This is a genomic window from Streptomyces sp. NPDC041129, assembly GCF_055592265.1.
On sequence record NZ_JBVIYV010000004.1, the window covers coordinates 171149 to 185050 of the forward strand.

General features: G+C 72.2%; 13 protein-coding genes and 1 tRNA gene. 3 read left to right on the forward strand and 11 right to left on the reverse strand.

Features of this window, described 5'->3' with window-relative positions; translation table 11 throughout:
• Nucleotides 1-75: 75 nt before the first annotated feature.
• Nucleotides 76-675 (reverse strand): TetR/AcrR family transcriptional regulator, encoded by a 600-nt coding sequence (locus ACZ6B1_RS16385; protein WP_468778868.1) that lies wholly within the window; start codon nt 673-675, stop codon nt 76-78.
• Between the two features lie 221 nt (nt 676-896).
• On the opposite strand from ACZ6B1_RS16385, the gene ACZ6B1_RS16390 reads away from it, so the two are divergent.
• Nucleotides 897-4244 carry a S41 family peptidase gene (locus tag ACZ6B1_RS16390; protein ID WP_468778870.1) on the forward strand — a complete coding sequence of 1116 codons (3348 nt, stop codon included), beginning with the start codon at nt 897-899 and terminating at the stop codon, nt 4242-4244.
• A gap of 339 nt (nt 4245-4583) precedes the next feature.
• Here ACZ6B1_RS16390 and ACZ6B1_RS16395 read toward each other — a convergent pair whose 3' ends face one another.
• The 4 genes from ACZ6B1_RS16395 to ACZ6B1_RS16410 form a co-directional block, all read right to left on the reverse strand.
• The gene (locus ACZ6B1_RS16395; RefSeq protein ID WP_468778872.1) at nt 4584-4874 is read right to left on the reverse strand and encodes a hypothetical protein; all 291 of its coding nucleotides are present in this window, start codon (nt 4872-4874) and stop codon (nt 4584-4586) included.
• Nucleotides 4875-4962: 88 nt separating this feature from the next.
• Nucleotides 4963-5847, reverse strand: coding sequence for an SDR family oxidoreductase (locus tag ACZ6B1_RS16400; protein ID WP_468778874.1), 885 nt, complete (start codon nt 5845-5847; stop codon nt 4963-4965).
• Nucleotides 5844-6800, reverse strand: coding sequence for an alpha/beta fold hydrolase (locus tag ACZ6B1_RS16405; RefSeq protein WP_468778876.1), 957 nt, complete (start codon nt 6798-6800; stop codon nt 5844-5846). Before ACZ6B1_RS16405 ends, ACZ6B1_RS16400 begins: the two co-directional genes overlap by 4 nt.
• Nucleotides 6797-8356, reverse strand: a complete 1560-nt coding sequence (locus ACZ6B1_RS16410) for a flavin-containing monooxygenase (RefSeq protein WP_468778878.1) — start codon at nt 8354-8356, stop codon at nt 6797-6799. Before ACZ6B1_RS16410 ends, ACZ6B1_RS16405 begins: the two co-directional genes overlap by 4 nt.
• A gap of 189 nt (nt 8357-8545) precedes the next feature.
• Between ACZ6B1_RS16410 and ACZ6B1_RS16415 the strand changes: the two genes are divergently transcribed.
• Nucleotides 8546-9166 (forward strand): MerR family transcriptional regulator, encoded by a 621-nt coding sequence (locus ACZ6B1_RS16415; protein WP_468779386.1) that lies wholly within the window; start codon nt 8546-8548, stop codon nt 9164-9166.
• A 28-nt stretch (nt 9167-9194) separates the two neighbouring features.
• On the opposite strand, the gene ACZ6B1_RS16420 is transcribed toward ACZ6B1_RS16415, so the two are convergent.
• Nucleotides 9195-9998, reverse strand: coding sequence for an exodeoxyribonuclease III (locus ACZ6B1_RS16420; RefSeq protein ID WP_468778880.1), 804 nt, complete (start codon nt 9996-9998; stop codon nt 9195-9197).
• 67 nt (nt 9999-10065) lie between these two features.
• Here ACZ6B1_RS16420 and ACZ6B1_RS16425 point away from each other — a divergent pair, with 67 nt between their 5' ends.
• Nucleotides 10066-10542: a GNAT family N-acetyltransferase gene (locus ACZ6B1_RS16425; protein ID WP_468778882.1), complete on the forward strand. Its 477-nt coding sequence runs from the start codon at nt 10066-10068 to the stop codon at nt 10540-10542.
• A 49-nt stretch (nt 10543-10591) separates the two neighbouring features.
• Here the strand turns inward: ACZ6B1_RS16425 and ACZ6B1_RS16430 are convergent.
• The 5 genes from ACZ6B1_RS16430 to moaC all read right to left on the reverse strand — a co-directional run bounded on the left by ACZ6B1_RS16430 (nt 10592) and on the right by moaC (nt 13869).
• Nucleotides 10592-10665: transfer RNA gene (locus ACZ6B1_RS16430), tRNA-Ala, on the reverse strand.
• Between the two features lie 93 nt (nt 10666-10758).
• On the reverse strand, nt 10759-12012 hold the full coding sequence (sepX, locus tag ACZ6B1_RS16435) for a divisome protein SepX/GlpR (RefSeq protein ID WP_468778884.1): 1254 nt from the start codon (nt 12010-12012) through the stop codon (nt 10759-10761).
• Between the two features lie 185 nt (nt 12013-12197).
• A complete protein-coding gene (locus tag ACZ6B1_RS16440; protein ID WP_468778886.1) occupies nt 12198-12824 on the reverse strand; it encodes a GNAT family N-acetyltransferase in 627 nt (208 codons plus the stop codon).
• 20 nt (nt 12825-12844) lie between these two features.
• The gene (locus tag ACZ6B1_RS16445; RefSeq protein WP_468778888.1) at nt 12845-13360 is read right to left on the reverse strand and encodes a MogA/MoaB family molybdenum cofactor biosynthesis protein; all 516 of its coding nucleotides are present in this window, start codon (nt 13358-13360) and stop codon (nt 12845-12847) included.
• Entirely contained in the window at nt 13357-13869 is a 513-nt protein-coding gene (moaC, locus tag ACZ6B1_RS16450; protein WP_250399457.1) for a cyclic pyranopterin monophosphate synthase MoaC, read from the reverse strand. The genes ACZ6B1_RS16445 and moaC overlap by 4 nt, the downstream gene beginning before the upstream one ends.
• Nucleotides 13870-13902 lie beyond the last annotated feature (33 nt).

Genomic DNA, 13902 nt, shown 5'->3' on the forward strand with positions numbered 1-13902 from the left:
TCAGCCCGACGACGTGAGCGGTGACGTCAGATGGTGGGCTTGCCGGGGAGAGCGATCAGGGGACGATCAGCGTGATCAGGAGGTGGTGACGCCGAGGGCGGGGAGGACCACGGCGTCGATGTACGAGATGAGGAAGGCCCGGGTGGGCGGCTGGTCGTCGAGCAGCGCCCGGGTGGCGAAGCCGCCGACCATCATGTGCAGCAGGAAGTCGAGCGCGGGACAGTCCGGGCGGACCTCGCCCCGGTCGATCGCACGCCGGATCACCTGGTGGAAGCCGGACATCTCCGGCTCCACGAGCTGGGCCCGGAAGGCCTCGCGCAGATCCGGGTTGTTGTGCATCGCCATGGCGACGCCCCGCATGAGCGCCGAGTTCTGCTCGATGGTGCAGTCGTCCTCGAGCAGCACCAGCGCGTGCAGGTCGCCCCGGAGCGTGCCCGTGTCGATCTCACCGGTCCGGTCGGGCTTGCCGTGCCGGATGGCCTTCACGACCAGTTCGGCCTTGCCGCCCCACTGGCGGTAGAGCGTGGCCTTGCTGGACCGGGTGCGGGCGGCGACGGCGTCCATGGTGAGGGCGTCGTAGCCGACTTCGCGGAGCAGGTCGAGCACGGCCTCGTACAACTCGGCCTCGCGTTCGGGCGTGATCCGACTGCGACGCGCGGTGGCGGCCTCAGTCATGTCTCTCACCCTCCCGATGCGGCTGCCCGCTTGGAACGACACGGTTTCGTACACGACGAATGTACCCCAGCCGCAAGCGAAACGAAACGGTTTCGTTCGTGTGCTGGGTCACGCCTGTCGGATCCACATAAGGCGGCGCCCTGACCGGCCCCGGTTCCGCTCCCGCCGCGCCCCGGTCCGCTCCGGTTGCTGGGCCTCCTCCCCCGGAAAAGCATGGTGAGGTGAGCTATCTGCGCCTGCCCCACCTCAACGGCGACCTGCTGTGCTTCGTGGCCGAGGACGACCTCTGGCTGGCCCCGCTCGACTCCCCGGGCCGGGCCTGGCGGTTGACCGTGGACCGCGCCAAGACCGGGCACCCCCGCTTCTCGCCCGACGGCCACCACATCGCCTACGCCACCTGGCGCAGCCTCGTGCCCGAGATCCACCTCGTCGGCGTCGACGGCGGACCGTCGCGGCAGCTCACGTACTGGGGCAGCGCCGACACCCAGGTGTGCGGCTGGACCCCGGACGGCGACATCCTCGCCGTCACCTCACACGGCGAGCCCTTCTCCTACTTCACCTGGGCCTACAAACTGACCACGGACGGCGCGCCCGGCCGCAAACTGCCCTGGGGCCCCGTCTCCGACATCCAGACCGCCGACATCGACGGCGAGCGCAGGAGCCTGCTGCTCACCGGCACCCCGCCGCACGAACCGGCCTCCTGGAAGCGCTACCGGGGCGGCGCCATGGGCCGCCTCTGGCTGCACGGGCAGCGGCTGCTCCCGGACATCGGCGGGCATCTGGACTCCCCCATGTTCGTCGGCGGCCGGATCGCCTTCCTCTCCGACCACGAAGGCGTCGGCAACCTCTACTCCTGCGCCTACGACGGCTCCGACCTGCGCCGCCACTCCGACCACGACGCCTTCTACGCCCGGCACGCCTCGAGCGACGGCAACCGGGTGGTCTACCAGTGCGCGGGGGAACTGTGGCTCGTGGAGGACTTCGCCCCGGACGCCGCACCGCGCAGGCTCGATATCCGGCTCGGCGGCCCGCGCGCGGGGCGTCGCCGGCACCAGGTTCCGGCCGCCCAGCACGTGGACGGCATCTCCGTGGACGAGACCGGTCGGGCCAGCGCGGTCGTCGTCCGGGGCAGCCTGTACTGGCTCACGCACCGGGACGGCCCGTCCCGCACGATCACGGACACGCCCGGAGTCCGGGTCCGGCTGCCGGAGATGCTCGGCTCCACCGGGCAGGTGGCGTACGTGACGGACGCCGAGGGCGAGGACGCCGTCGAGATCGCCCGGCTCCCCCGCGCCTCCGGCGACCGCGCCACACGCCGGCTGGGCCAGGGCGAGCTGGGGCGGGTCCTGGAGATCGTCTCCGACCCGCTGGGCGAACGGCTGGCCGTCGCCTCCCACGACGGACGGCTGCTGCTGATCGACGTCACGGACGAGGAGGGGACCGAGGGAGCGGAACGGCCCGCCGCCGAGGGCTCGGCGGACTCCGGGGATTCCGGGGACACCGGGGACACCGGGGACACCGGCGGTGGGGCCGCCGCGGTGCCGGACGGCCGGGTCACCGAGCTGGCGCGGTCCGCCAACGGGCCCGTCCGCGACCTCGCCTTCTCCCCCGACGGCTCCTGGATCACCTGGTCCCACCCGGGGATCGGCCGCTCGCTGCGGCAGATCAAGCTGGCGCGCATCAAGGACCGGCACATCGTGGACGTCACCAACGGCCGCTTCGAGGACGAGAACCCCGTCTTCACCCGCGACGGCCGCTACCTCGCCTTTCTGTCCTGGCGCGGCTTCGACCCGGTGTACGACGTCCACACCGGCGATCTGTCCTTCCCGCTGGGCTGCCGCCCCTACCTGGTCCCGCTCTCCTCGGCGACCCCCTCCCCGTTCGCCCTGAACCCCGAGGGCCGCCCGGCCGCCGGGGGGCTCGACCCGCTGGAGGACGAGAGCGGCGGGGAGGGCGGCGCGGTGATCGTGGAGGTGGAGGGCCTGGAGAACCGGGTGACCCCGTTCCCGGTCGTCGCCTCCAAGTACTCCGCGCTGTGCCCGGTGGCCGGCGGGGGCCTGGTCTGGCTGCGGTGGCCCATCTCCGGGGCGCTCGGCGAGACCTTCGCCAATCCGGCCGACATCAGCGGCCGGCCGACGCTCGAGTACTTCAACATCGCCAAGGCCAAGAAGTCCGAACTGGTCGACCACCTCGACTGGTTCGCGGTGAGCGGAGACGCGACCCGGCTGATGGTGGTCGACGAGGGCGACCTGCGGGCGGTGCCGTCGACCGAGCCGGGCGACGGCGACACGACCGTCTGGATCGACCTGCGCCGCATCGTGCACCACGCCGATCCGCCCGCCGAGTGGCGCCAGGCCTACGACGAGGCCGGCCGTCTCATCCGCGCCTACTTCTGGGACCCCGGAATGTGCGGCATCGACTGGGACGGGGTGCTCGACCAGTACCGGCCCCTGGTCGAACAGGTCGCCTCCCCCGACGACTTCGCCGACCTGCTGCGCGAGGTCCTCGGCGAACTGGGCACCTCGCACGCCTACGTCACCGCGGCCCGCCGCAACGAGGGGCCGCCTCAATACCAGCGCTGGCAGGGCCTGCTCGGCGCCAACCTGGTCGAGCGGGACGGCGGCTGGGCCGTCAAGCGCATCCTGCCCGGCGATTCCTCCGACTCCAAGGCGCGCTCGCCGCTGGCCGGCACGGGCATCCGCGAGGGCGCCGTACTGACCCATGTGGACGGCCGCCCCGTCGACCCGGTGACCGGCCCGTACCCCCTGCTCGCGGGCTCGGGCGGGACGACGACGGAGCTGACGTTCGCCCCGCCGCCGGGCGAGCCGGGACGGGCCCGGCGGGTCGCCATCATGCCCCTCATCGACGAGCGGCCGCTGCGCTACCAGGACTGGGTGGCCAAACGCCGCGAGGTCGTCCGGGAGTTGAGCGGGGGCCGGTGCGGGTATCTGCACATCCCCGACATGGGCGGCTCAGGCTGGGCCCAGTTCAACCGGGACCTGCGCATGGAGGTGTCCCGGCCGGCGCTGATCGTGGACGTGCGCGGCAACGCGGGCGGGCACATCAGCGAACTCGTCATCGAGACGCTGAGCCGCACGATCCTCGGGTGGGACCTGACCCGCAACGCGCAGCCGGTGTCGTACACCTCGAACGCGCCCCGGGGCCCGATCGTGGCCCTCGCCGACGAGGCGACCTCCTCCGACGGCGACATGATCACCGCCGCCTTCAAGCTGCTCAAGCTGGGCCCGGTCGTCGGCCAGCGCACCTGGGGCGGCGTGGTCGGCATGACCGGCCGGCACCGGCTCGGCGACGGCACGGTGATCACGGTCCCGATGAACGCGGCCTGGTTCGACGCCTACGGCTGGTCCGTGGAGAACCACGGCGTGACCCCGGACCTGGAGATCCTGCGCACCCCGCTCGACTGGGCCGAAGGCCGCCACGCCCAACTGGACGACGCGATCCAACTGGCCCTGGAACTCCTGCAGACCAACCCGGCAGCCGAACCCCCCGACTACACCGACGTCCCCAACACCCCCCGCCCCACCCTCCCCCCAAGACCCACCACCTGACCCACCCCAACAGGCGACGCGACCACCGAGGGGCGCACGGAGCTGCGCAATCCTCAAGGGGCGGGCAACTGCGCATCCTCTTCAAGGGCGCGGGGGAGTGCGCGTTCTTTTCAGGGGTCCGGGGAACCGCGCGTTCTCTTCAGGGGCGCGGGGAACTGCGCGACAGGCCCCCACCCACCCGCACCCGACAACGCGCCCTCAACAACCCCCATCGCACCCGACAACGCCCCCCGACACCAACCCCCACCCCCACGACGCCCCGCCCCCAGAACAGCAAGGTGCCCCCCGAAAGAATCGGAGGGCACCCCAAGCTGCCGAACCGGCCGAAGCCGCGCAGCGCTACGCGTCGTAGTCGGCGTCGAAGCGGTCATCCATCTCCCGCTCCGAGTCCTCGATGTCGCGCATGTTCTGCCGGCCCCGCTCAGGCTGCTGGTGGCCTCGCTGACCCTGCTGCTGCCCGTGCTGACCCTGCTGCGGGCCACGCTGACCCTGCTGCTGGCCGCGCTGACCCTGACCGGCCGGCTTCTCCCGCGTGGCCTGACCGGCCTTCTCCCGGGCCTGGCCGACCTTCTCGCGGGCCTGGTCCTGCCAGTCGTGGGTCTTCTCGCTGAACTGGTCCTTCATACCCATGTGGGTTCACTCCCGAAGTGGGTGGGGGGGTTGGCCCCCGGTGGGGCCTCGACCAGATTCACACGGGCCAACACGCTGCGCATGTCGATCAGTTACGCTGCGTAGCACGGGCCGCCTCATCGGCCTCCCCACCTGCGCCGACGAGCCCGGAACGCATCCCCTGGAGCCGTGGCGCGAACCGCCGCATCTCCCGCTGGCCGACGGTGCCGATGAGCGCCGGCAGATAGCCGCGCACCCCCTGCATGCCGCGCAGCCACCACTGCCCGTACACGTGCGCCGAGCGCCGCTCGATGCCGGCGACGATCCGGTCCACCGCCGGGCCCAGCGGGTACGTCTTGTTGGACGGCCACGGCAGCCGCTGCCTGAGTTCCCGCATCACGTCGTCCTGGTCGGCGCCGCGCACCATGTCGGTGTCGGTCCAGGACAGGTACCCGACGCCCACCCGGACACCCTGGTAGCCGACCTCGGCCCGCAGACTGTGCGCGTACGCCTCCACCCCCGACTTGGAGGCGCAGTACGCCGACATCATCGGCGCCGGGGTGATCGCGGCGAGCGAGGCGATCTGCAGCAGATAGCCCCGGCTCTCGACCAGCACCGGCAGGAACGCGCGGGCCGTGACCGCCGAACCGATCAGGTTCACCTCGATCACCCGCCGCCAGGCCTCCGGGTCGGAGTCGATGAAGGGCCCGCCGGTCGCCACACCGGCGTTGGCGACGACGATGTCGACCTTGCCGAAGCGCGCCTTCACCTCCCGCGCCACCCGGCTCGTCGCCTCGTGGTCGGTGACGTCTGCGTACCAGTGCGCGCTCTCGCTGTGCAGCCGCCCGGAGACCTCCTTGAGCGCGTCCTCCTCCAGGCCGACCAGCGCGACCCTGGCGCCGCGCGCGGAGAGCTTGCGGGCGAGCAACTCGCCGACACCGCGCGCCGCTCCGGTGACGACGGCGACCTGTCCCTCGAGGCTGACCCTGCTCATGCGCCCTCCTTGATCTGCTGCACGACGGTGGAACGGGAGACGGGGGCGTCCCCCGTGACATAGGTGGTGACGAGCTCCCGGATTCTCCCGGTCACCTGCTCCGGGGCCTCGACGGGAGACATGTGGCCGACGCCGGGCAGCTCGGTGAGACCGAGGCACCGGGGCAGCGCGGCGACCAGCGCGTGGGCGTGCGCGACGGGCGTGAGCCGGTCGGCGGCGCCGTGCACCACCGCGGTGGGCACGCGCAACTCCCGTACCCCGTGGTCGAGGTCGAGCGCCGCGAGCATGCCCGCCCAGGCGTGGCGGACGGTGCGCGGGCAGGCATGCACGATCCGCGCGCACGCCTCCACCATGTGCGGGGCCGAACCGGCTCCCATGGTGCCGTACTTGAGGACGCGCATCGCCAGGGGCGTGACCGGCCCGAGCGGGGCGCGCGAGGTGAGCACGCGCCCGGTGAGCCAGGTGCGGGCCCGTCCGGCGCGCAGCGGCACCACACGCGCCTCGGCGACCAGCCGGGAGCTGCCGGTGCTGCACAGCAGGACGGCCGCGGCGTGTTCGCGGAAACGGGATCGCGCGGAGGCGGCCATGACCGTCATCCCGCCCATGGAGTGGCCGACGACGAGTGCCTTCTCCTTGGGCGCGAGGGTCTGGGCGAGCACCGCCTCGAGGTCGTCCGCGAGCGCCTCGGTGGTGCAGGCGTGGCTCGCCGGACTGCGCCCGTGCCCCCGCTGGTCGTAGGCGATCACCCGGTGGTCGGCCGCCAGTTCCCTGATCTGCGCCGCCCAGAACGCGGTCGAGCAGGTCCAGCCGTGGGAGAGGACGACGGGCGGGGCGTCCTCGGGGCCGTGCACCTCGGCGTGCAGCCGGGCGCCGTCGGCGGAGACCACGGTGAGGGTGCGGGACGGCACCGGCGGGGCGTACGGTCCGGAGGCCACCGCGGCGATCCGGCTCATACGGCGGCCTCGCTCTGCTGCCCCGCCACCGGGCCGGCGTCTCCGGCTCGGACGCCGGACTGCCGGACGACCTCGTACTCCGCCAGGTCCACCCGCCGGGTCTCGCGCCTGAACTCCGCCGTCGTACCGGGCCAGATGGTGGTGTTGCGGCCGCTCGGGTCGAGGTACCAGCTCGTGCAGCCGCCGGTGTTCCACACGGTCCGCTTCATGCGCTCCTGGACCTTGTGGTTCCAGGCGTCGACGGCGGCGGGCCGCGCGTCGAGGGCGGTGCGGCCTCCCCCGGTGCCCCGAGGGCCTGGGGGGACCGTCAGCACGTCGAGCTGACGCAGGTAGTCCGCCATGTAGTTGAGCTGGGACTCGATCATGAGGATCATCGAGGAGTTGCCCAGGCCGGTGTTGGGCCCGATGATCGTCATCCAGTTCGGGAACCCGGCGGCCGAGGCACCGCGCAGCGCCTGCATGCCGCCCTTCCAGGTCTCGGCGAGCGTGACACCCTCGGCTCCGACCACACGCTCGGCGATGGGCATGTCCGTGACGTGGAAGCCCGTGCCGAAGATGATCGCGTCGACCTCCGCCTCGCTGCCGTCGGCCGCGACGACGGTGGAGCCGCGGATCTCGCTGAGCCCGCTCGCGACCACGTCCACATTGGGCCGGGCCAGCGCCGGGTAGTACTCGCTGGACAGCAGGATCCGCTTGCAGCCGATGCGGTAGTCGGGCGTGAGTTTGGCGCGCAGCGCCGGGTCCTTGACGGCGCGGGCCATGTTGCGCCTGGCGAGCTGTTCGACCAGGCCGAGTTCGTCCGGGTGCTTGGTGAACGCCTGCACCTGGAGCTCCCGGATGCCCCACAGCAGTCCGCGCCTGATCCGGGTGGTGAACGGAAGCGCCTGGTGCAGCCGGCGTTCGGCCGCGCTGATGGCGCGGTCCATGCGCGGCATCACCCAGGGCGGGGTGCGCTGGAAGAGGGTGAGCCGGCCGACCTGGCGCTGGATGGCGGGCACGATCTGGATGGCGGAGGCGCCGGTGCCGACCATGGCGACCCGCTTGCCGCGCAGGTCGTATTCGTGGTCCCAGCGGGCCGAGTGGAACACCTTGCCGGGGAAGGACTCGAGCCCCGGGATCTCGGGCGTCTTCGGGTCGGACAGCGGGCCGGTGGCGGAGACCACGACATCGGCGGTGAGCGTGCCCCGCGCGGTCTCGATCTCCCACCACAGCCGCTCGCCGTCCCAGCGCATCAGCTTCACCTCGGCGCCGAAGCGGATGTGCGGGCGCAGCCCGAAGACGTCGGTGACGTGCTCCAGATAGGCGCGGATGTGCTCCTGCCCGGAGAAGGTGCGCGGCCAGTCGGGGTTGGGCGCGAAGGAGAAGGAGTACAGATGGGAGGGCACGTCACAGGCGCACCCGGGGTAGCTGTTGTCCCGCCAGGTGCCGCCGACGCTGTCGGCCCGCTCCAGGACGACGAAGTCGGTGATCCCCTCGCGGCGCAGCCGCACCGCGGCCCCCAGTCCGCCGAACCCGGACCCGATCACCGCCACCCGTACATGCTCGTGCTCGGCCATCCCGGAGCCTCCACGCATCGCCTTGGACTCTGCCAGTGAATACTGGCGCAATGGGACTGTAGAGCAGCCGCGTACCGAGCGGTAGGGGGTGAGAAAGGGAAAGTTACCGGCGGTACAACATAGGCTTCGACCGTGACGGACGACGGCGGACACGAGGTCGAGCAGGGCGGCGGGGCGCGCGGATACCGCATGGAGGAACTGGCCCGCCTGGCCGGCATCACCGTGCGCACCCTGCGCTTCTACCGCGAACGCAAGCTGATCGCGCCACCCCGCCGGGAGGGCCGCATCGCCTGGTACGACGACCACCACCTGGCCCGTCTGCGCACCATCGCGGCACTGCTGGAGCGCGGCCACACCCTCACCGGCATCGCGGAGCTCGCGGAGGCCCTCGACCAGGGCCGCGACGTCGCCGACCTCCTCGGCGTCGGCACCCCCACCGAGGAGGAGCCGGTCCGCCTCACCCCCGAGGAACTCGCCGCCCGCTTCGAGGGCGAGGTCACCCCGGAGAACCTGGCCGCCGCCATGGACCTGGGCTATCTGGGCACCGACGGCGACGAGATCGTCCACATCAGCCGCCGCCTGCTGGACGTCTCCTCCGCGCTGGTCCGCGAGGGCATACCCCTGGCGGAGGTCCTGGCGGCCGGCAAACGCGTCCGCGAACACGCCGACGCCCTCGCCACCCTCTTCACCGACATGATCCTCCGCCACGCCCCCGAGGAGGACCTCCACCGCCTGCGCCCCCTGGCCCGCAGCGTCATGGAGGCGGAGCTCTCCCTGGCCCTGGACCGGCGGATCAGCAAGCGGGCCTGAGCGGGCCGCCGGCGCCCGTCAGGGGCCCTCAGAGGTCGTACACGACGGTCACCGGCGCATGGTCGCTCCACCGCTCGGCATGCGTGGCCGCGCGCTCGACGAACCCCTTGACCGCCCGGTCCGCGAGCCGCCGCGTGGCCGCGTGGAGGTCGATCCTCCATCCCGTGTCGTTGTCGAAGGCCCGCCCCCGGTACGACCACCACGTGTACGGGCCCTCCACGTCCGGGTGCAGGGCGCGTACCACGTCCACGTAGCCGCCGTCCTCAGCGGTGAGGACCCGGGTGAGCCAGTCCCGCTCCTCGGGGAGGAAGCCGGAGTTCTTGGTGTTGCCGCGCCAGTTCCTGAGGTCGGCCCGCTCATGGGCGATGTTCCAGTCGCCGCAGACCAGCACGTGGCGCCCGTCGGCGGCGGCTCGCTCGCGCAGCCCCTTGAGGTGGACCAGGAACTCGTCCATGAAGCGGAACTTCTCGTCCTGGCGCTCGGTGCCTACCTCGCCGGAGGGGAGGTAGAGGGAGGCGACGGTGACGCCGGGCAGGTCGGCCTCCACGTAGCGCCCGCTGCCGTCGAACTCGGCCGAGCCGAAGCCGATGCGGACGCGGTCGGGTTCGCGGCGCGTGTACAGGGAGACGCCCGCGCGCCCCTTGGCGGCGGCCGGGGCGTGCACGACGTGCCAGCCGTCGGGCTGACGGACCTCCTCGGGCAGCTGGTGCGGCTCGGCGCGCACCTCCTGCAGACAGACGACGTCCGCGGAGGTCTGGGCGAGCCACTCCACGAAGCCCTTCTTGGCGGCGGCTCGCAGTCCGTTCACATTCACCGAGGTCACAGTCAGCACCCGGGCACGATACCGGCACACTGGTCGAGGTCAGTTGTTCCCTATGCATAGAAGTACGATGCCCAGCATGAATATACGTCGTGTTCGTTTCGACCACCCCGACGCCGTCAAGCTCAACGACGTGGTCCAGGAGGAGTACCACCTGCGCTACGGCGACGGCGGCGACGCCACGGTGCTCGACGCCACCGACTTCGACCCGCCCCGGGGCGCGTACCTGATCGCGTACGACGAGCGCGACCGGCCGGTCGCCACCGGCGGCTGGCGCGGCCAGGACAGCAACGGCGAGGGCAACGAGGACGGCGACGCCGAACTCAAGCGCATGTTCGTCGTCGAGGAGATGCGCGGCCTGGGCCTCGCCCGCCGCATCCTCGCGGCCCTGGAGGAGGACGCCCGCATGGCCGGCCGCGTCCGCATGGTCCTGGAGACCGGCACCAAGCAGCCGGAGGCCATCGCCCTGTACGCGTCGAGCGGTTACGAGCCCTGCACCAAGTTCGGCTACTACCGCCACCACGAGGAGAGCCTCTGCTACGCGAAGCGGCTGTGAACACGATGAAGCCCCAGTCGGCTTTCGCCGACTGGGGCTTCATGATGCGTGGACCTGAGGGGATTTGAACCCCTGGCCCCCTCGATGCGAACGAGGTGCGCTACCGGACTGCGCCACAGGCCCTTGCAACGAGTGAAACTCTAGCATCCCCGTCGGGGTGCTTGGAAATCCGTTCCCTGACTGGTCAGGGGCGGACTTCCAGGGGCGTGACGGCTGTCACTCGTTGGCCGCGCGCGGGCGGTCGCCGTCCTCGTACTGGTCGAAGAGCGGGGTGCGTCCGCGTTCGCGCGTCCGGCGTGCGGACGCGCCGGAGGCCGCCCCGCGCGAGCGGGACCGGGCGGGCGGAACGGAGTCGCCACGGCCATCGGCCGGCTCGCGCGCCGCCCGGTCCGCCTCGGCGTCCGGGACGTGGCCGTCCTGCTCCGGCACGAGGGGGCCCGAGCGCGCCGAGCTCCAGGTGTCGGGCGCGCCGAGGTCGACGTCGGAGGTGGCCCGGGGCGCGACCGGTGCGGTCACATACGTGGGCAGCGGTACCGGTACCGGGTCCCAGCTGTCCCCGTGGCCGGGCCGGCGCTGCCGCTCGCGCTGCTGGTCGACCCATTCGGCGTGGTCGGTCTGCTCGACGAGGGCCCGGCGGTCGGCGGCGAGGGCGGACATGCCGGTGTGGGTTCCGGTCGCCGGCTCCTCGTCCGGTTCGCCGGTGGCCGGGTCCGGGTCCGGAAGGGCGCGCCGGCGCGGCTGGCGCTCGCGCAGGCTGCGGGCCGCGTCCTCGGCGCGGCGGCGGTCCATGTGGTAGGCGAAGCGGCGGCGCTCCTGCGCGCGCAGGTACCCGATGTACCCGCTGAGCATGAGGGCGGGCACGCCGGGCGCCCAGAGGAAGGCGAGGCCGCCGACGGCGGCGACGATGGCGCCGGCGGTGAAGGCGATGAAGAGCATCACGGTGGTGCGCCGACGGCGCGCGAGCACCTTCGAGCGCCGGGCGCGCGCTGCGGCCGCCTGGGCCGAGGCCGTGTTCCGCGGTGCGGGCACCCGGGCCTGCGCGGGCACGGAGCCGGTCGTGGACGCGGACTTCGGCGCGGACGGGGATTTGGGCGTGGCGGGGGACGACTTGGGCGCCGGGATGCCGGACTGGTCGCGCTCCGGTTCGGCCGGTCCCGCCTGCTCCGGTTCGACGTCGGCGTGTACCTGACGGCGGGTCGGAGGCATGGCGAAGGACCGGACGTCCACCGAGTCGGTGACGGCGTCCGGGTCACCGGTTTCCGGCTCCCCCTCCTGGGTGGAGCGCGCCCGCAGGTCCTTGGCGTACCGGCGCTCCATACCCGCCCGTCCGGACAGCAGCCGGATGGCGGTGCTGAAGCGTTCCGTCGGACGGGCCTCGTTCAGCTCGTCCTGCCTACGGAGCCACATCGGCACCAAGTAGGCGGCCCAGGCCCCGACGATGACTGCGTAGATGAGGCCGCTGCTGCTCACGTCCCACACGGTAGAGGGATTTGCGTGAGGCCATCCGCCAATTGGGCCGGTGTGTCGCACGATCTGGCTGATATTTCGAGCTTTTTTTGCGACCGATGCGATCAGTGGACCGCGGCAAGTCGCGAATTGAATGACCCGGGACGGTCACCGGGCGATCAATTTCGAACATGTATTCAATTTCAGGGTCACGCGGGATTCCGCGGGGTGTTCTCCTGACGTCCCCGCTCGGATCGTGCCCGCTGCCAGCGGGCGAGCAAACCGTCGGGCACCTCCTCCGCCGTGAGCGCGTAGACGAGGTGGTCGCGCCAGGCCCCGTCGATGTGCAGATAACGCGGCCGCAGCCCCTCCTCGCGGAATCCGAGTTTCTCCACGACCCGGCGGCTGGGCCGGTTCTCGGGGCGAATGCAGACCTCGACGCGGTGCAGACCGACGGTGCGGAAACAGTGGTCGACCGCGAGCGCGACCGCCGTCGGCATCACCCCGCGCCCGGCCACCGACTCGTCCACCCAGTAGCCGACGTGACCCGAGCACATCGACCCCCAGGTGATCCCGGCGACCGTCAACTGCCCGACGAGCTGCCCCTGGTACTCGATGACGAACGGCAGCATCCGGCCCGCGTTGGCCTCGGACCTGAGGTGCCGGACCATCTGCCGGTAGGTCGGCCGGTGGGTGATCGGGCCGCTGGGCGTGGGCGGCGGGATGGTCGCCTCCCAGGGACGCAGCCAGTCGCGGTTGCGCCGGTTGACCTCGCGCCAGACCCGCTGGTCACGCAGCTTTATCGGCCGGAGGACGACATCGCCGTCCGCCAGCACGACGGGCCAGGACGGGGTGTTCAGCTCGCACCCCCACTTCCGGCACCGGGTCTGGGGTGGTCGCCGCCGCGGATCTGGTCGACCGCGTGGACCAGCAGCGGCTCCAGGACGGCGAGACCGTCCCGCACCCCGCCGCTGGAACCCGGCAGATTGACGATCAGCGTCCCCTGCGCCACCCCGGCCAGTCCGCGGGAGAGCGCGGCGGTGGGCACCTTCTCCCGCCCGAACGCCCGGATGGCCTCGGCGATGCCCGGCACCTCGCGGTCGATCACCTGCCGGGTCGCCTCGGGCGTGCGGTCGGTGGGCGAGATGCCGGTGCCGCCGGTGGTGACGACCACGTCGTAACCGGCCGCCACGGCCTCCCGGAGCGCCGCCGTCACCGGGTCCCCGTCGGGCACGACCCGCGGTCCGTCGACGGCGAACCCGAAGCCCGCCAGGCCCTCGGCGATCAGGGGGCCGCCCTTGTCCTCGTAGACCCCGGCGGCGGCCCGGTTGGAGGCGGTGACGACCAGGGCGCGGTACGGCCCGGCGCTCATGCCCGGCTCCAGTCGCCCGACTTGCCGCCCGTCTTCTCCTCGACCCGTACGTCCGTGATGACCGCTCCCTTGTCGACCGCCTTGACCATGTCGATCACGGTGAGCGCGGCGACCGTCACCGCGGTGAGGGCCTCCATCTCGACGCCCGTGCGGTCCGTCGTCCTGACGGTGGCCTCGATCCGCACGGCGTCGTCCGCGACCGACAGGTCCAGTTTCACACCGGACACCGACAACGGGTGGCACAGCGGGATCAGGTCCGGGGTGCGCTTGGCGCCCATGATGCCCGCGATGCGCGCGGTGGCCAGGGCGTCACCCTTGGGGACTCCCTCACCGCGCAGCAGCTCGACCACCCGGGGTGACACCAGGACCCGGCCGCTCGCGCGCGCGGTGCGGGCGGTCACGTCCTTGCCGGACACGTCGACCATGCGGGCCGCGCCCGCCGCGTCGATGTGCGTCAGTCGGTCCTGTGCGGCGGCTCCGGGGGTGTCCCCCCGGGAAGGCTCAGTCATGCTGTGTGGCGCTCCCGGTCCGGGCCCGTCGCG